The 15,934-nt window shown below is 52.0% G+C and carries 17 protein-coding genes; 5 read left to right on the plus strand and 12 right to left on the minus strand.

Annotation, left to right across the window (positions count from 1 at the left end; genetic code table 11):
* Positions 1-32: 32 nt before the first annotated feature.
* The 3 genes from glyS to VFT64_08200 form a co-directional block, all read right to left on the minus strand.
* Positions 33-2,045, minus strand: coding sequence for a glycine--tRNA ligase subunit beta (gene glyS / locus VFT64_08190; GenBank protein ID HEU5047806.1), 2,013 nt, complete (start codon positions 2,043-2,045; stop codon positions 33-35).
* A 3-nt stretch (positions 2,046-2,048) separates the two neighbouring features.
* Entirely contained in the window at positions 2,049-2,402 is a 354-nt protein-coding gene (gene panD, locus VFT64_08195) for an aspartate 1-decarboxylase (protein HEU5047807.1), read from the minus strand.
* An 88-nt stretch (positions 2,403-2,490) separates the two neighbouring features.
* Complete coding sequence (locus VFT64_08200) at positions 2,491-3,357, minus strand: glycine--tRNA ligase subunit alpha (protein HEU5047808.1); 867 nt, start codon at positions 3,355-3,357, stop codon at positions 2,491-2,493.
* A gap of 145 nt (positions 3,358-3,502) precedes the next feature.
* Here VFT64_08200 and raiA point away from each other — a divergent pair, with 145 nt between their 5' ends.
* Positions 3,503-4,075 (plus strand): ribosome-associated translation inhibitor RaiA, encoded by a 573-nt coding sequence (raiA, locus tag VFT64_08205; GenBank protein ID HEU5047809.1) that lies wholly within the window; start codon positions 3,503-3,505, stop codon positions 4,073-4,075.
* Between the two features lie 86 nt (positions 4,076-4,161).
* Positions 4,162-4,638, plus strand: coding sequence for an HPr kinase/phosphatase C-terminal domain-containing protein (locus tag VFT64_08210; protein HEU5047810.1), 477 nt, complete (start codon positions 4,162-4,164; stop codon positions 4,636-4,638).
* Here the strand turns inward: VFT64_08210 and VFT64_08215 are convergent.
* Genes VFT64_08215 through purM form a run of 3 tightly spaced genes read right to left on the minus strand, consistent with a single transcriptional unit; the run spans position 4,624 to position 6,684 of the window.
* Entirely contained in the window at positions 4,624-5,022 is a 399-nt protein-coding gene (locus tag VFT64_08215) for an SRPBCC family protein (GenBank protein ID HEU5047811.1), read from the minus strand. The genes VFT64_08210 and VFT64_08215 overlap by 15 nt on opposite strands.
* A gap of 11 nt (positions 5,023-5,033) precedes the next feature.
* Positions 5,034-5,648, minus strand: a complete 615-nt coding sequence (gene purN, locus VFT64_08220; GenBank protein ID HEU5047812.1) for a phosphoribosylglycinamide formyltransferase — start codon at positions 5,646-5,648, stop codon at positions 5,034-5,036.
* Positions 5,641-6,684, minus strand: coding sequence for a phosphoribosylformylglycinamidine cyclo-ligase (purM, locus tag VFT64_08225; protein HEU5047813.1), 1,044 nt, complete (start codon positions 6,682-6,684; stop codon positions 5,641-5,643). Before purM ends, purN begins: the two co-directional genes overlap by 8 nt.
* Positions 6,685-6,769: 85 nt before the next feature.
* Between purM and VFT64_08230 the strand changes: the two genes are divergently transcribed.
* The gene (locus VFT64_08230) at positions 6,770-7,831 is read left to right on the plus strand and encodes a DUF2066 domain-containing protein (protein HEU5047814.1); all 1,062 of its coding nucleotides are present in this window, start codon (positions 6,770-6,772) and stop codon (positions 7,829-7,831) included.
* A 269-nt stretch (positions 7,832-8,100) separates the two neighbouring features.
* Here VFT64_08230 and parA read toward each other — a convergent pair whose 3' ends face one another.
* Positions 8,101-8,781 carry a ParA family partition ATPase gene (parA, locus tag VFT64_08235; protein ID HEU5047815.1) on the minus strand — a complete coding sequence of 227 codons (681 nt, stop codon included), beginning with the start codon at positions 8,779-8,781 and terminating at the stop codon, positions 8,101-8,103.
* A gap of 74 nt (positions 8,782-8,855) precedes the next feature.
* Here parA and VFT64_08240 point away from each other — a divergent pair, with 74 nt between their 5' ends.
* Positions 8,856-9,812 carry an L-threonylcarbamoyladenylate synthase gene (locus tag VFT64_08240; GenBank protein ID HEU5047816.1) on the plus strand — a complete coding sequence of 319 codons (957 nt, stop codon included), beginning with the start codon at positions 8,856-8,858 and terminating at the stop codon, positions 9,810-9,812.
* A 55-nt stretch (positions 9,813-9,867) separates the two neighbouring features.
* On the plus strand, positions 9,868-10,701 hold the full coding sequence (locus tag VFT64_08245; protein ID HEU5047817.1) for a prepilin-type N-terminal cleavage/methylation domain-containing protein: 834 nt from the start codon (positions 9,868-9,870) through the stop codon (positions 10,699-10,701).
* Here the strand turns inward: VFT64_08245 and VFT64_08250 are convergent.
* From VFT64_08250 to dapF, 5 genes are all read right to left on the minus strand, one after another.
* Positions 10,698-11,324, minus strand: a complete 627-nt coding sequence (locus tag VFT64_08250; protein ID HEU5047818.1) for a DUF6468 domain-containing protein — start codon at positions 11,322-11,324, stop codon at positions 10,698-10,700. The genes VFT64_08245 and VFT64_08250 overlap by 4 nt on opposite strands.
* Positions 11,321-12,403, minus strand: coding sequence for a flagellar motor switch protein FliM (fliM, locus tag VFT64_08255; protein ID HEU5047819.1), 1,083 nt, complete (start codon positions 12,401-12,403; stop codon positions 11,321-11,323). Before fliM ends, VFT64_08250 begins: the two co-directional genes overlap by 4 nt.
* Before the next feature lie 90 nt (positions 12,404-12,493).
* Complete coding sequence (locus VFT64_08260) at positions 12,494-13,831, minus strand: metallopeptidase TldD-related protein (protein ID HEU5047820.1); 1,338 nt, start codon at positions 13,829-13,831, stop codon at positions 12,494-12,496.
* Positions 13,831-15,081 carry a tRNA (N(6)-L-threonylcarbamoyladenosine(37)-C(2))-methylthiotransferase MtaB gene (mtaB, locus tag VFT64_08265; GenBank protein ID HEU5047821.1) on the minus strand — a complete coding sequence of 417 codons (1,251 nt, stop codon included), beginning with the start codon at positions 15,079-15,081 and terminating at the stop codon, positions 13,831-13,833. The genes VFT64_08260 and mtaB overlap by 1 nt, the downstream gene beginning before the upstream one ends.
* Positions 15,078-15,905, minus strand: coding sequence for a diaminopimelate epimerase (gene dapF / locus VFT64_08270; GenBank protein ID HEU5047822.1), 828 nt, complete (start codon positions 15,903-15,905; stop codon positions 15,078-15,080). The genes mtaB and dapF overlap by 4 nt, the downstream gene beginning before the upstream one ends.
* Positions 15,906-15,934 lie beyond the last annotated feature (29 nt).

Here is a 15,934-nt window from a genome sequence, read left to right on the forward strand (position 1 = left end):
GTGGTCAAGCCACGGCATGACAATCCAATAGGTTAGCCTTCAATCAGGGAGAAATCTGCAATTCCGTCTAAGGTAATGCGAATCTGCGAAAGCAGGCTCAGGCGATTGGCACGCAGGTCCTTATCTTCCGCATTGACCATTACAGCATCGAAGAAGCGATCCACAGGGGAGCGCAAGCTGGACAGTACGGTCATGGCCTGAGAAAATTCTTCTTTTTCCAGCCATTTAAGGGTTTCTGGCGTCGTGCTGGCAAGGGACTCGGAGAGCTTTTTTTCCTCATCTTGCTGCAAGAGCGCGGTTTTTATGCTGCCGTTGTAGCGAATATTGTCTTTTTTCTCTTCAATATTCAATATATTGGCTGCGCGTTTGTATGCGGCAAGCAGGTTGGCGCCGTCTTCCGCAGCAAGGAAATCCTGTATGGCTTTGGCGCGTGCGACCACACGTACGAGATCGTCGTCTCCCCCCGCCATGACGGATTTGATGATGTCGGCGCGGATGCCCTGTTCTTTGAGCTGAACGATCAAGCGGTCAGAGAAAAAGGCCAGCAGTTCTTCATTTAAGAGGGACTTTAAAGGCAGGCGCAGGTTGTTTTCCAGAATAATACGAATGATTCCGAGTGCCGAGCGTCTTAGGGCAAACGGGTCCTTCGAACCGGTCGGCTTTTCCCCCGCAGCAAACATGGAGATTAGCGTATCGAGCTTATCCGCCAATGCGATGCAGATGGAAACGGGGCTGTGCGGAACAGGAGAATCCGGCCCCAGCGGTAGGTAATGCTCGCGTATGGCGTCGGCTATAATCACTGGCAGTTTTTCATGCAGCGCATAATAGCGGCCCATGACGCCCTGCAGCTCCGGAAACTCGCCGACCATTCCGGTTACGAGATCGGCTTTGCAGAGATTGGCAGCCAGCTCAACAGCGGCTTTATCTGCGCCTGGAACGAAGCGGATTAGTTCGACGGCCAGTTTGCGGATGCGGTCTACCTTGTCGGCAATGGTACCAATCTTGGCGTGGAAGGTGACGTCCTTCAAACCTTCTGCCCATTGAGCGAGGATTTTCTTGCGGTCCTGGTCGAAGAAGAAGCGGCCGTCCGCAAGGCGGGCGCGCAGTACGCGCTCATTGCCCGCAACGATAGCCTTTCCGCCGTCCTGAGTGGTCATGTTGGAAGTGATCAGGAATTTATCGGCGAGCTTGCCTGAGCTATCCAGCAAAGCGAAATATTTCTGGTGCGTGCGCATTTCGGAAGTCAGCACTTCAGGCGGAAGATCCATGAACTGCGCGTCAATGTTGCCCAGCAGCAAATTAGGAAATTCCACAAGTCCGGTTACTTCAGCGAGTAATCCGTCATCGCGCTTGAGCTTCAGTTTATGGCTTGCAGCAAGCGCTTCTGCCTGCTTCTGGATTTCGGCTTTGCGTTTCTCCTGATCGGCCATCACACAGGCTTTTGCCAGAGCGGACTCATAATCGGCAGGTGAATTAATAGTGATGGTTTGCGGTGCAAGAAAACGGTGGCTGCATGTGGTGTTGCCAGCCTTGAAGCCTGCAAATTCCACCGGTACGATCTCATTGCCGAGGATGCAGAGAATGGAATGAAGCGGACGCACCCAGCGCGTAGGATTGCTGCCCCAACGCATGGATTTCGGCCAGGGGAATGCGGCCAGAATCTTTTCGATAATGGATTTCAGAAGCGTTGCAGTCGGTTGGCCTTTCTGGTGCACCACGGCAAAGTAGATTTCATCCTTGCCTACTGTGCGCTTTTCCAACTGTTCCACCGCCAGGTTTTCCTTGCGCAGGAACCCGTCCAGTGCGGCCTGGGGAGCGCTCGTCTTCGGGCCTTTTTTCTCGACGGTAATATCCGGCTGAATAGTAGGAATGCCTTCTGCCAGCACAGCAAGCCTGCGCGGGGTCACGAAGGTTTTTACCTTACCATGTTCGATGCCGGCCTGTTTCAGTGCATCGGTAAAGGTGGCTGCCAGATGACGTGCGGCTTCGGACTGCATGCGCGCCGGGATTTCTTCAGAGAAAAGCTCGAGGAGAAAATCGCTCATGGATTACTTTTTGATTTTGTTTTTGCTATCCACCAGCACGACAACCGGCTGATACTTTTTGGCCTTCTTCGGCTCCATCGTCGCATAAGCGCAGATAATTACGAGATCGCCTTTCTGCACGAGCCTTGCTGCGGCGCCATTGATTTTGATGTCACCCTTGCCGCGTTTTTCCGCTTCGATCGCATAGGTCGTAAAGCGTTCGCCGTTGGTGATATTGAGAATATCCACCTGCTCATAAGGAAGGATACCGGAAGCTTCCAGCAATACCGGGTCAACCGTGATAGAGCCTTCATAATGCAGGTCTGCTTCGGTCACCGTTGCGCGGTGGATCTTCGCTTTTAACATGTTCAGTATCATAACTACTCTCTTCAATCTCAAAATGCCGGTTCAATTCTGGCGATTCCATAGCATATTCCCGCGTAAAAGCAAGGAATTCCGGCGTTTATCAGGCGGCTTGTTCCTTCTCCACCCAGGCTTCACAGCAGCTTTTCGCCAGAGCGCGTACACGGCCGATATAACTTGCACGTTCCGTAACACCGATAACGCCACGTGCATCCAGCAGGTTAAAGCGGTGAGAAGCCTTGATACACTGATCATAAGCGGGCAGGGGCAGTTTCTGCGCCAGCAGCGCTTTGCATTCCTCTTCCGCGTGCGTAAATTGCTCCAAAAGCTGTTTGGTATCGGCATGTTCAAGGTTATAGGCCGAAAATTCGCGCTCGTTCTGCAGGAAAACCTCGCCGTAAGTTACGGTATCGTTGTATTTCAGGTCATAGACGTTTTCTACGCCCTGAATATACATGGCGAGCCTTTCCAGTCCGTAGGTCAGTTCCCCGGCCACGGGGCTGCATTCAATGCCGCCGACCTGCTGGAAATAGGTGAACTGGGTGACTTCCATTCCGTCGCACCAGACTTCCCAGCCAAGCCCCCAAGCGCCGAGCGTCGGGCTTTCCCAGTCATCTTCCACGAAGCGGATATCATGCAACATCGGGTCGATCCCCAGTTCGCGCAAACTATCCAAATAAAGCTGCTGGATGTTCTGCGGCGAAGGCTTCAGGATCACCTGAAACTGGTAATAATGCTGCAGGCGGTTCGGATTCTCACCGTAACGGCCGTCTTTCGGGCGGCGCGAGGGCTGCACGTAAGCACAGTTCCATGTCTTGGGGCCGAGCGTGCGCAATGCCGTTGCCGGGTGAAACGTTCCGGCTCCGACTTCCATGTCGTATGGCTGCAGAATAACGCAGTGATGGGCGGACCAGTAATTTTGAAGTTTCAGGATGATTTCCTGAAAAGTGAGAGAGCGTGTATTGTTCATGGCGGCTATTTTAACGGGTTTTTGATTTGAATCAATCCTTATGGATCATATGATATTATAAAAATAAATTAATTATATGCAAAATTGCCTTTACGGGCGTATGTGCTATAATGTGATAGTTATCAAGAACAAAGGTAGTCAAATTATGAAAATTCTTATTTCCGGCAAAAACATTGAAGTCGGTGCTTCTTTACAGGCGCATATTGAAAAGCGTCTTGCAGAAGTGGTCCATAAACATCTGGACCGGGTAGTAAATCTCAATGTGGTGATGACCAAGGAGGGCTATCGTTATAAGTGTGATATCAACGGCAATACCGGAACTTCTTCCGGTGTCATGATCAAGAGCACAGGAACGTCCGAAGACGTATATGCTTCTTTCGACATGGCAGCCGATAAAATCGAAAAACAGTTACGCCGTTACAAGCGCCGCATTACGAACCATCATAAGGTTTCCGAAGAACCGGCCCCTGTCGTGGTGGCAAAAAAGTACGTGATCAAGGATCATGAAGAGGAAGTGCATGACGATGCTCCGGTGGTGATTGCTGAAAAGCCGACGGAAATCGAAACGCTGACGGTGAGCGCAGCGGTGATGAAGATGGATCTGGCGGATTTGCCCGCTTTGATGTTCTTCAATTCCGCTAACGGACGCATCAACGTGGTTTATAAACGTGCAGACGGTAATATCTCCTGGGTTGACCCGGAAGGTAAAGCCGCGTAATTTGATATTACGGAACAAGAGGGGGACGAATTTCCGTCCCCCTTTCTTTTTCTACCCTCGGCTATCCTGAAGAAGGAGGCGCTACCATGCAACAACCACTACAAGTTCATGCTTCCTGTGTCGCAATACACTCCAAGGGAGTATTATTGTTCGGCGAACCCGGAAGCGGCAAGTCCGACCTTGCGCTGCGTCTTATCGACCGCGGTGCTGTGCTGGTCAGTGATGACCGCGTAAATTTACGTAAGGAAGGCGAACATCTGATTGCCAAAGCTCCGGAGAATATTGCCGGGCTGATGGAGATCAGGGGGCTTGGTATCATGCGGCTTACGATGGAAAGCGATGTGCCGGTTTGCCTGGCCGTGCAGCTTGTTGACAGGCGCGTGGTAGACCGGTTGCCCGTGGCGGAGACTTTTGAGTGTCTGGGCATGCATATTCCCCAGATCCGGCTCTCGCCATTTGATGCTTCTGCCCCGATCCGGATTGAGATGGCGTTAGCCAGTCTGCAGGATAAAAATATGATGCGGGCAGGTGGCTTAAAGGAATGTGAATCAGGCGATGTCTGATTCGAGCGTGGTTTTGATCGCTTTTATACCCGCTTCCATCATCGCATCGATAGCATCTTTTATTTCGTGCGGCAGGAAGTCTGCAATCCAGACGATTCTACACGTTTTTCCTTCCGCGAATACCTGCACCGATGCATTGTGATGCGTGGAGCGTCCGCCCTGTGCGCTCCAGACTAATCTGCGCTGCTGTTCGTCCATATCCACGATAAGTTCGCGCACTTCCATCCCGTTTGCGAAGGTGACAATTCTTGCGCCTTCTTCCATGCGCGTATTCGTGACGAAGCCGCGAACGAGACGAGTATGCAGATTGCCAACATCGCGAATGGCATCCCACGTTTTTTCTGCAGTTACATTGACAAGGATTTCTTTGGTGATCGATGCCATGTGCGCTTCCCTCAGGCGATTAGAAAGGATGTATGGTCAGAAACGGTGCCTGTTTCACCTGTGATAACTTTGCGCAATGCTTCAGGATAGATTTTATGTTCGAGCTTTAGCACGCGCTCGCCGAGCGTTTGTGCTGTGTCATTCGGCAAAACAGGAACGGCGGCCTGAATAATGATCGGCCCGGAATCCATTTCGGGCACGACATAATGCACTGTTGCCCCGTGAATTTTTACACCCGCTTCCAGCACGCGTTCATGTGTGTGGATGCCTTTAAAGGAAGGTAGAATAGCGGGATGGATATTGATCATCCTGCCTTGCCATTTTTCAACGAAACCGGCAGTGAGCAAGCGCATGAAACCGGCGAGGCAGACATATTCCGCGCCAGCTTTTATAATGGCATCATGTAAGGCACTGTCGAATGTATCGCGATCCGGGTAATCCTGATGGAATATGACTTGCGTTGGAATGCCCGCGTCTTTAGCGCGCTTTAGTCCGTATGCATCACTTTTATTGCTGATGACCATGGCGATGCGTGCCGGAAAATCCGGTTGGGCACAGGCATCGATAAGTGCCTGCAGATTGCTGCCGCTGCCGGAGATAAGGACTGCGACAGGTTTTTTAGTCACGTAAATATACCACGCGTTCCGATTGCTGCGGGATGATGCGGCCGAGCGTGTAGACAGTTTCGCCAGCCTCTTTCAGCAGTGCGGTAATCTCATTGCTTTTCGCTGCATCTACAACGATCATCATGCCGATGCCGCAATTGAATGTGCGCAGCATTTCTGATTCGCTGATATTGCCGGCTTCCTTCAGCCACTGGAAGACTTCCGGCAACTCCCATGCTTTCAGATTAACTTCAGCCGAAACATTTTCCGGCAAGACGCGCGGAGTGTTTTCAGTGATGCCGCCGCCTGTGACATGCACCAGCGCTTTGACGGCACCGGTTTTAATCGCGGCGAGACACGGCTTCACATAAAGGCGCGTAGGAGCCATAAGCTTATCCACCAGCGGCTGTTGTGCTACGTCATGCAGATTGATCTGCTCGCGCTTGATGATATGGCGCACGAGAGAATAACCGTTGGAATGAACGCCGTCCGATGCAAGGCCCAGAATGACATCGCCAGTTGCTACGCCTTTAGGAAGAATTGCTTCGCGTTCTACAGCGCCGACCGCAAAACCTGCGAGGTCGTATTCACCCGGCTGATAAATGCCCGGCATCTCGGCAGTTTCCCCACCGATGAGGGCGCAGCCTGAACGTTTGCAGCCTTCTGCGATACCTTTGATAATGCTTTCGGCAACGTTCACATCCAGTGCGGAAGTAGCGAAGTAATCCAGGAAGAAGAGCGGCTCTGCTCCCTGCACAATGAGATCATTAACGCACATGGCCACAAGATCGATCCCGATCGTATCGTGCTTGTTGAGATCCTGCGCGAGCTTTACTTTCGTGCCGACGCCGTCCGTTCCCGAGACGAGCACGGGGTCTTTAAAGCCCGCTGCTTTCAGGTCGAAAAGAGCGCCGAACCCACCGATTCCGCCCATGACTCCTGAGCGCGTAGTGGCCTTTGCCAGCGGCTTGATTCTCTCGACAAGCGCATTGCCAGCGTCTATATTGACCCCGGAGTCTGCGTACGTAACTTCTGGTTTATTCACTATGTTTTTCATGTGCACCCGCAAAATTTTCCCTGATATCTACTATAGAATCATGCTTTTCACAAGCGTCTTGCTGGCGTCGGTTTTTTGGGGGGTATTGCCCGCAAAAGCAGAAGAAGACCCGATTGTTACGGGATATAGTATTGAAAATATCGTTGTGGATGCTGACGGCAAGGATGAAAAAGATGCGCGCATAAAGGCGCTGACGGGTGGGGAGGTCACAGCTTTCAAGCAGTTTGTTCTGCGTGTGGATGCGGCGAAGGCCCCTTCTCTTATCTCCAATACTTCTGCTTCTCAGATCAACCAGATGATTAGCGGATTCGAGGTCATGGAAGAGAAGGTGACACCGAATCATTACCATGGGCTGCTGCGGTATAATTTTATTCCGCAGTCGATTCAGACATTGATGCCGGATTTGCCCAACCTGATGCAAACCGAATTTACTTCCGGGAGGCGTCCGAGTAAAGCTGTGCTCGTGCTACCGGTCTATAATGAAGGGCGCAATGTATTGAAGCTCTGGCAGGACGATAATAAGTGGCGCACTATCTGGCTGGAGGCTGCGCTTGAATCCGGTGGCGGCATGGTGGTGGTGCCTATCGGAGATCTGAACGATCGCGTGGATGTGGATGATACGAATGTTGAGAGCGCGACTACGGAATCACTGCGGCGTATGTATAAGCGTTACGGTGTTGAATATATCGACGTGCTTGACGCCTATTTCGATAAGAAGGCCGATCCCAAGCCAACGCTGGAAGTAACCGTCAAGAAGCTGCTGCCGGAGAAGGATGATATCACACATTTCGACTATATCATTCATAGTTCGGACACACTGGATACTCTCATGGCAAGAGCTGCCAACGACATTGCCCAACGTATATATAAGCAGCAGACGATTGATCCCAATAAGATTGAGTATGAGCGTATCAAGGAGATTAAAGCGCGTGTTAATACGAGTGAAATTTCGGAGTGGGATGAGCTCAGAAAACGTCTGCTTAAGCATGGCAACATCGTAAGCATCACGATGACGACCATCTCATTCTTTGAAACCAATATGGTTATCTCTTACCGTGGCACGCCGGATATGCTTGGCAAGACTCTTGCCGCTGCTGGCTTACGTGTATTTCAGGACGGTGACGGGCTTGTTCTGCAGTTGAAATAGCTGGAAAAAATCGGGGCTATCTGGGGGTATCGTGCACAGGTTTTCGAATGAAACCGCAGAAAACTTCACCATTTATGACAGTGATTGTAATAAACCCGCAGGAAATGAATAAAATTATTGTTTTTCAGTAAGTTATTTTGTGCCTACTTTTTAAGCAGGGCGTCTCAAAGCTAGTACTGGCTTAAAGAAAACAAATGGGGCATTAAAGTTATCCGCAAAGTTATCCACAGGTTTCGTGGATGAAAATTTATGCCCCATTTATACAATGCTTACGCCGTTGTTTCGAGCTCTTCTTCTTCGTATTCTTCCTGGTCGTCGACGCCCAGTTTTGCCAGTTTGGTGATCTCTTCAGCGAGCGCTTTCACTTCAAGTGCCGCAGGTGTGGACGGTCCGACTTCGGTAGCGCTGCGACCTTCCATGATGGATGCGGCAAACAGAACGCGATTGCCCAAATGGCTCTTAGCGAGATTGGGCAATTCTGCTGCGATGGTCTGTGCAAGTTTGGACGATGCTGAGATACGATTCAGCACAACGCGCACAGGAACATTTTCCGACTTTGCAATTTCAAGCGTTGCTTTGGTAGCCCATAAATCGGTCGGGCTCGGCTGCACAGGCACGATGATAAAATCGGCATTACGTATTGCCGTGCGTGCTTCCGTCTCGGTGTGCGGAGGGCTGTCGATCAGGATGATATCATGATTGCGTTTCAGGCGTGCGATTTCGCTGCCGACTCTCCAGCCGGAAACCGTGCTGAAGGTGAGACCCGTATAACCTTCACCAAAACATTTCTCGCGTATCTTATGCCACTGAGTAAGACTCCCTTGCGGATCGATATCGATCACGGCAACTCTAAACCCGCGCTGCTTCCATGCGACTGCCAGATGTATTGCTACGGTTGTTTTTCCTGCTCCGCCTTTTTGCTGCGCTATGGTAATTACTTTCGATTCCATATATACTCCTGTGCCAGATGCGAGTTTAACTATATATCGTAATAAACGTATTATTATACTACCAGATATTGTCAATGAACATACAACCTGTCAATAGCACTGTCATAAAAAAAGCTGCTGAATATTTACGTTTTGGAAGGCTAGTTGCATTTCCGACAGAGACGGTTTACGGACTTGGAGCGGATGCTACTAATGACAGGGCGGTCGCCGAGATCTTCTCCGCCAAGGGAAGACCGCAGTTCAATCCGCTGATCGTACATGTGTGTCATGTTTCCATGGCGAAGCGTTTTGCCGTATGGAATGATCTGGCAGAAAAAATTTCGGCAGCGTTCTGGCCGGGACCGCTTACTTTTATTCTGCCGCGTACAGCGGACTGTTCTATCTCATTATTAGCGAGTGCTGGCGGTGATACAATTGGCGTGCGCATGCCAGCGCATTCGGTCGCGCATGCGCTGCTTGCTGAAGCCGGTGTGCCCGTGGCTGCTCCGAGCGCCAACCGTTCGGGACGCATTAGCCCGACAGCTGCGTCACATGTCTATGAAGAGCTGGGCGAACTTCCGGCAATGATTCTTGATGGTGGAGAATGCAGTGTGGGGATTGAGTCTACTGTTATCGATCTCAGCGGCAGTGGAGTGACATTACTCAGGCCGGGATTTGTCACGCGCGATCAGTTACAGGAAGTGACCGGTATGGATGTTGCGGTTCCGGGGGAAACGCAAGGTATATTGAAATCGCCGGGTATGCTTGCGAGCCATTATGCGCCATCGCTTCCAGTGAGGCTTAATGTGACTGATCCTAGAGCCGATGAGGCATTGCTTGCGTTTGGAAGTAATGTGCCGCCGGGTGCCAAATATGTTTTTAATTTAAGTGCTGATGGAAACCTGGTGGAAGCTGCCGCGCATTTATTTGCTGGATTGCGCGAACTCGATCATCCCGAGCTTTATTCTGCCATCGCGGTGATGCCATTACCTGATCTGGGAATAGGCGTTGCCATCAACGACCGTCTTGCAAGGGCCGCAGCTGCACGATAGCTATCCTTGTTGCGTTGCCCCACCGGATGTTGTTTAATACAACCTGCGGTATTCGATGAGGAACGCTTTGCGCAGCAAGTATTACATAAACGGTTTCACTCTGATCGAGCTTTCGATCGTGCTGGTCATTATTGGGTTGATTGTAGGCGGCGTGCTGGCCGGGCGTGATCTCATTCTGGGGGCGAAGCGGCGGGCTATCATCTCTGATATCGAGCAATATAAAACGGCCGTTTATACGTTTCGCGGCAAATACGATGCTATTCCCGGCGATATGGCCAATGCCACAACCTACTGGGGCGCACTTGGCGGCGGTGAGGGTAGTGCAGGAAGTCCGCTGACCTATAATGGAAACGGTAACGGCCTTGTATGCGACAAGCCTGCCAGCTACTCCGATATTCCCTGCGACGATGAACCCATGCTGTTCTGGAAGCATCTTTCCAATGCGGGGCTTATCAATGGCGGATTTACAGGAACGCTTACCAATCTGGGATGGGGCGGATTGGAAATTATCGGTCAGAATATTCCGCAGTCCCGGGCGGGCGAAAATACAGCCTATATGGTATTTTACCTGTGTCTGGATAATGCAGGCACCGGCCTCAGTTATTTCAAGAACAGCTTCTGCGGTCATGTCTTTACGTTTGGCGGACAGGGAAACGCCACGCATAACTGGACGAATCTTCCTATGTTTCCTGCTCTTTCCGGGATTGATGCTTATGATATCGATCGAAAGCTTGATGACGGGAAACCGGGAACGGGCAGTGTCATGTCTGAGCCTATCGGGTCCGACTTCATTCCCAATTGCACTACGAATACAGATTACACCATTGCCGCTTATGATATGTCATCACCTGCTATTACATGCAGTTTGATGTTCGCAGGAAAATTTTAGGGACGCGATTTCAGAGCTTCAAGCAGTTCACGCTCAGCTCCTGTGCGCGGAACGATACGAGCCTCGGCCTTAAGAATATCTGCCAGACGGTCGGAAGCAGCAGGTCCGGAATGGGGCTTGATATTAAAACCATCATTTGCAGGCGGCTGCTGGGGAATGGTTTGTGGTCTGGCAGCCATTACAACGGGTGCAGGCTTGGCAGGTTGTGCATTCGCTGCGATCTGTGAAACGATTTTATCCAGATGCTGCGGGTTGCTGTGGTGGCTGAAGGTGTTTTTATCAGCGAGCTTTTTAGCTTCATTGGAAGCTGCCTTAGTCTGCTGCTCCAACTGCAGGATGATCTTGTTGCTTTTTTCGATGAGGAAAGCGAGATCATCCGCAAGGAAATTAGCCTTGTCGATCTTCACCTGCATCGAGTCGATCAATTTCTTGCTGACGATCTGGAGGTCGTTCACAGAAGAAACAGCGCGGTTCGTGGCAGCATCAAACTGTGCGATCATGCCTGCAAGCTCGCTACGGCCATCCTGAAGCGTCTTGATCCTGCGGCTCAGTTTTGAGCAGTAACTGATCGTGGCGATCAGCAGTGCTGCCAGCAATGTATCAAACAGAAGAGAGACTATCACAGCTTTTCCTTTATCTTTCTGCGTATAGGTTCATTAATGGACACGGCGATGTTATCGCCCATCTTTCCGACCTTGCCGGTCGTGACTGTAACGCCGCTGCATTTCACCATGACGTCGTCATCCGGTGAGCGCTCGAGCAGCAATGTGTTGCCAACCTGAAACTGGAGTACATCGCCAAGTGATATCTGTTTTTCATCCATCACCACTTCGATTTCAACCTCGGTCTGTCGCACTTCCTTGCTGAAGTGCTTTTCCCACATGACGTCCTGGCCGAATTTTTCGCCCATGAATATCTGCAGCAGCAGTTCCCGGATCGGTTCCAGCGTCGTATGCGGGAATAGCAATTCTATGCTTCCGCCGCGATCTTCCATGTCCACACGCAGGCGAACGAGCAAGGCCGGATTATTCGGCCTCGTAATGGTAGCAAAACGCGGCGTGGTTTCAAGCCTTTCGAACTGGAAGGTTACGGGACTGATCGGATCGAAGGCGCTGCTTAAATCGGCAAGGATAATATCCGCCATGCGCTTCAGGATATCCTGCTCGATGGTCGTATAGGGACGGCCTTCAATCCTAATGGGGCGTGCAGCGCGGCGGCCGCCGAGCAGCACATCCACCGTCGAATAAATCTGCGAGCTGTCGATCGTAAGAATGCCGAAGTTTTCCCATTCCACGGCACGGAATACTACCAGCAATGCTGGCAGGGGAATGGAATTCAGATAATCCTCAAAGCGCAGGGATGTGATAGAAATGAGGGTGACTTCCACGGAATCCGAGGTGAAGTTATGCAGGCTGGAGGCGAGCATGCGTACAAGCCGGTCGAACACCACTTCGAGCATCGGCATCTTTTCGTAGCCGGAAAGCGCCTTGTCCAGAATAGCGAAGATGCCGGAAGTTTTGTCGGTTTCTTCTTTTGCGTCGAACCCGAGGAGAAGGTCGATTTCATCCTGGTTCAGCACGCGCGGAGGGGCTTCGGAGGAGCCTTTGTCATCCCCGGCGGCGGTGCCATCTTCGGCAGCCATCATTTTTTCCCATTCGGCTGCTGCGGCTTCGTCGTCGGTGGGTTTGTTCTCTTCTGCCATAAACGAACGCTAAGCTAAGAATATTATGATATGTTTATACATCCCGGCGTTGCTTTTGTATAGGCTAAAGCGCATGGACGCAATGCGGTTTTATGAACCTGCGACTGTCATGCCACCAATACGTACGGTCGGTGCATTCGTGCCATAGCGGAAGACCAGATCATTGGCCGGGGTCAGTTCACGGAACATATCCGCCAGTTTTCCGGCAATCGTCACCTCGCTTACCGCATAGGATCTGCGGCCGTTTTCGATGAAGAAGCCGGATGCGCCCTGGCTATAATCGCCTGTGACTAGGTTGACGCCCATGCCAAAGACTTCCGTTACATAAAATCCACTTTTGATGTCGCTTATCAAAGCTTCCGGTGTCTGTGTGCCGGGGGCGAGATATAGATTAGTGCTGGAGGGCGAGGGAGGCGAAGACAGGCTGCGGCTCGCGCGTCCGGTGGTTTTCAGTCCCAGTTTGTTAGCCGATCGCATGTCCAGCAGCCAGGTTTGCAATACGCCGTTTTCCACCAGCGAGAGCTTTTTAGCGGCAACGCCTTCGCCGTCGAACGGCTTGGAGGCGAGGCCACGCAGGCGTTGCGGTTCGTCGATGATGTTTATGGAGGGGCCGAATACCTGTTTGCCGAGGCTTTCTTTCAGGAAGCTGGTGCCACGGGCGATTGAGCTTCCGTTGATGGCTCCTGCAAAAGCGCCAATCAGGCCCTTGGAAACGCGCGGGTCGAATACTACCGGCATAACACCGGTTGGTATCTTGCGGGCTCCAAGCCTTGCAAGCGCCCGATGGGCGGCATTCTTACCAAGCGCTTCTGCGTCTTCCAGATCGGTGACAAAGCAGGCGGAGGAAAAATCATAATCCCGTTCAATAGCGCCGTCGCTACCGGCGAGAACGGAGACGGATACGGAGGCATGGCTTGCTTTATAGCTGCCTGCAAAGCCGTTGCTGGTAGCCAGGCAGAAGGTTACGGAGCCATAGGAGGCGTCGGCACCTTCGGAATTGGTGATACCTTCAACAGCAAGTGCGCTGTCTTCGGCTTTAGCACATTGTTCCTGCAGCCATTGCGGTGTCGGTTCGTTCTTATCATATAGATCCAGCTCGGGAATATTTTTGGCGAGCAATTCTTCGGGGGCAAGACCTGCATATTCGTCGGCCGGAGAAAGCTTGGCCATGGCAAGGCTGCGTTCCACAAGTTCCTGCAGCGCCTGACGTCCGGTATCAGAGGAGGAAACGGTTGCGCTGCGCTTGCCGACAAAAACGCGCAGGCCGATGCCACTGCTTTCCGAGCGTTCCAGCCCTTCCGGATTGCCCATGCGGCGCGATGCCGAGAGTGAAGTGGATTGGTAAAACAATGCGTCGGCTGCGTCTGCGCCTGCTTTTTTAGCTGTGGTTACCAGATCGTGTGCAAGGTTCTGAGCATCATTGTCCATCAGTTTACTACCTCTCCTGTCATGCCTTCCGTATTCGCGGCGGTTATGCGTACCTGTATCAAATCACCGCTTGCGAGTGGTTTGTCAAGTATTACGGGGGCAAAATGATCGGTGCGTGCGAGCGTGCTGTTTTCCACAATCGCATGAGTCGTATGGCCGATCCAGGAGGAGTAAAATTTATTCAGCTGTTCTTCCCCTTTGCCGCGCAGGCGGGCAGCGCGCTCCTTGCGGAGTTCCTTGGCAACCTGCGGCATGCGGGCGGCGGGAGTGCCGCTGCGGGCGGAGTAGGGGAATACATGAAGGTAGGTGAGGCCTGCTTCCTCGACGATATTAAGAGTATTGAGAAACATTTCCTCAGTCTCTGTGGGGAAGCCAGCGATGATATCCGCGCCGAAAACCACGTCCGGGCGTAAATCACGCACGCGGGCACAAAAATCAATGGCATCCTTGCGGCTATGGCGGCGTTTCATGCGCTTGAGGATCATATCGTCCCCTGCCTGCAGGCTCACATGGATATGCGGCATCAGGCGCGGCTCTTCGGCCAGCAGGCGGAAAATATCATCATCGACTTCCACGGCGTCAATGGATGAGAGGCGCAGGCGCGGCAGTTCCGGTACGAGCGCGAGCAGGCGGCGCATCATCTGGCCGAGTGTTGGTTCCCCCGGAAGGTCTTTGCCGTAATCACTGATATCCACACCTGTGAGTACGATTTCTTTATAACCGCTTTCGACCAGTGCGCGCGTCTGCTGCACGATTTCGCCTATGGGAACCGAACGACTGTTGCCACGGCCGTAAGGAATAATGCAGAATGTGCAGCGGTGATTGCAGCCGTTTTGCACTTGCACGAAGGCGCGCGCTCTGCCGTCAAAGCTCGTGACCATGTGTGAGGCGGTTTCCTTGACGGACATGATATCATTGACGCGAATCTTCTCACTCTGCGGAGTGAAATCGAAATAGCTTTTCTCGGAGAGTTTTTCCTCGTTTCCCAGAACATGATCGATTTCGCCCATCTCAGCGTAAGTTTCCGGTTTGATCTGAGCGGAACATCCCGTGACAATGATCTTCGCATCCGGGTTTTCCTTGCGTGCGCGGCGAATAGCTTGCCTTGCCTGGCGTTCGGCTTCCGCCGTTACTGCGCAGGTGTTGAAGATAATCGTATTCTGCAGGCCTGCTTTCTGCGCGTTGGCGCGCATGACCTCGCTTTCATAGGTGTTCAGGCGGCAGCCGAAGGTGACGATTTCTACACTCATAGAAGGTAATCACTGCTATTGAATGCGCCTTCGAAAGAGGTTTGCGCGGCGCCGGTCATATAGACCCGGTTGTCGGATTCGCGCCATTCAATACGCAAGGTTCCTCCGGGAAGATGAACATTAGCGGTATCGGCGCTTAAGCCACGACGGCGTGCGGCCACAAGCGTGGCGCAGGCTCCTGTGCCGCAGGCAAGCGTCAAGCCTGAGCCACGTTCCCAGACGCATAAATCAATTTCATCAGGTGCCAGAATTTTTGCAACTTCCACATTTGTGCGCTCTGGAAAGAGTTCATGATGCTCGAGCTTGCTCCCCAGTTGGGCCAACGGAACGAATGCGATAGCTTGTTCTACAAAGAATACCATATGGGGATTTCCCATGCTGACGGCAACCGGATCTTCGAGGATATCCAGTCGGATAGGCAAGTGCAGCGTGTCGCAAGCGCTTGCAAGCGGAATATCCTGCCATTCCAGTTGCGGCATTCCCATGTCGATAGTGATTTCAGACTGGCTTGCCACTTCGGCGGCCAGCAGGCCAGCTTTTGTCTCTATAGTGGCTGACAGCGCCTTTTTTTCGTTGGCAATCAGCCACGCCACGCAGCGTGTAGCGTTACCGCAGGCGCTGGATTCACTGCCGTCGGCATTCATGATGCGCATGAAGATATCTGCCCGGGAGGAAGGCTCCAGTATGATGCCCTGATCGCAGCCGATGCCGAAATTGCGGTCAGCAATCCGTCCCCAGTCCAGAGCAGGCAAAGTAGCGGAGCGAGCGTCAATAATCACAAAATCATTGCCCGCGCCTTGCATTTTTATAAATGGAATCCTCATACTAAGCCAGCAGCTGCTATAGGTTAATT

Source organism: Rickettsiales bacterium (genome assembly GCA_035765535.1).
Classification (GTDB): domain Bacteria; phylum Pseudomonadota; class Alphaproteobacteria; order Rickettsiales; family JABCZZ01; genus JABCZZ01.

Bases quoted from the DNA above. Each gene is read 5' to 3' on its own strand.
- panD (HEU5047807.1), bottom strand. From the start codon at position 2,402: ATGATACTGAACATGTTAAAAGCGAAGATCCACCGCGCAACGGTGACC.
- raiA (HEU5047809.1), top strand. From the start codon at position 3,503: ATGAAAATTCTTATTTCCGGCAAAAACATTGAAGTCGGTGCTTCTTTA.
- glyS (HEU5047806.1), bottom strand. From the start codon at position 2,045: ATGAGCGATTTTCTCCTCGAGCTTTTCTCTGAAGAAATCCCGGCGCGC.
- VFT64_08260 (HEU5047820.1), bottom strand. From the start codon at position 13,831: ATGGACAATGATGCTCAGAACCTTGCACACGATCTGGTAACCACAGCT.
- VFT64_08245 (HEU5047817.1), top strand. From the start codon at position 9,868: ATGAGGAACGCTTTGCGCAGCAAGTATTACATAAACGGTTTCACTCTG.
- purM (HEU5047813.1), bottom strand. From the start codon at position 6,684: ATGAAAAACATAGTGAATAAACCAGAAGTTACGTACGCAGACTCCGGG.
- VFT64_08210 (HEU5047810.1), top strand. From the start codon at position 4,162: ATGCAACAACCACTACAAGTTCATGCTTCCTGTGTCGCAATACACTCC.
- dapF (HEU5047822.1), bottom strand. From the start codon at position 15,905: ATGAGGATTCCATTTATAAAAATGCAAGGCGCGGGCAATGATTTTGTG.
- mtaB (HEU5047821.1), bottom strand. From the start codon at position 15,081: ATGAGTGTAGAAATCGTCACCTTCGGCTGCCGCCTGAACACCTATGAA.
- parA (HEU5047815.1), bottom strand. From the start codon at position 8,781: ATGGAATCGAAAGTAATTACCATAGCGCAGCAAAAAGGCGGAGCAGGA.
- VFT64_08240 (HEU5047816.1), top strand. From the start codon at position 8,856: ATGAACATACAACCTGTCAATAGCACTGTCATAAAAAAAGCTGCTGAA.
- VFT64_08200 (HEU5047808.1), bottom strand. From the start codon at position 3,357: ATGAACAATACACGCTCTCTCACTTTTCAGGAAATCATCCTGAAACTT.
- fliM (HEU5047819.1), bottom strand. From the start codon at position 12,403: ATGGCAGAAGAGAACAAACCCACCGACGACGAAGCCGCAGCAGCCGAA.
- VFT64_08215 (HEU5047811.1), bottom strand. From the start codon at position 5,022: ATGGCATCGATCACCAAAGAAATCCTTGTCAATGTAACTGCAGAAAAA.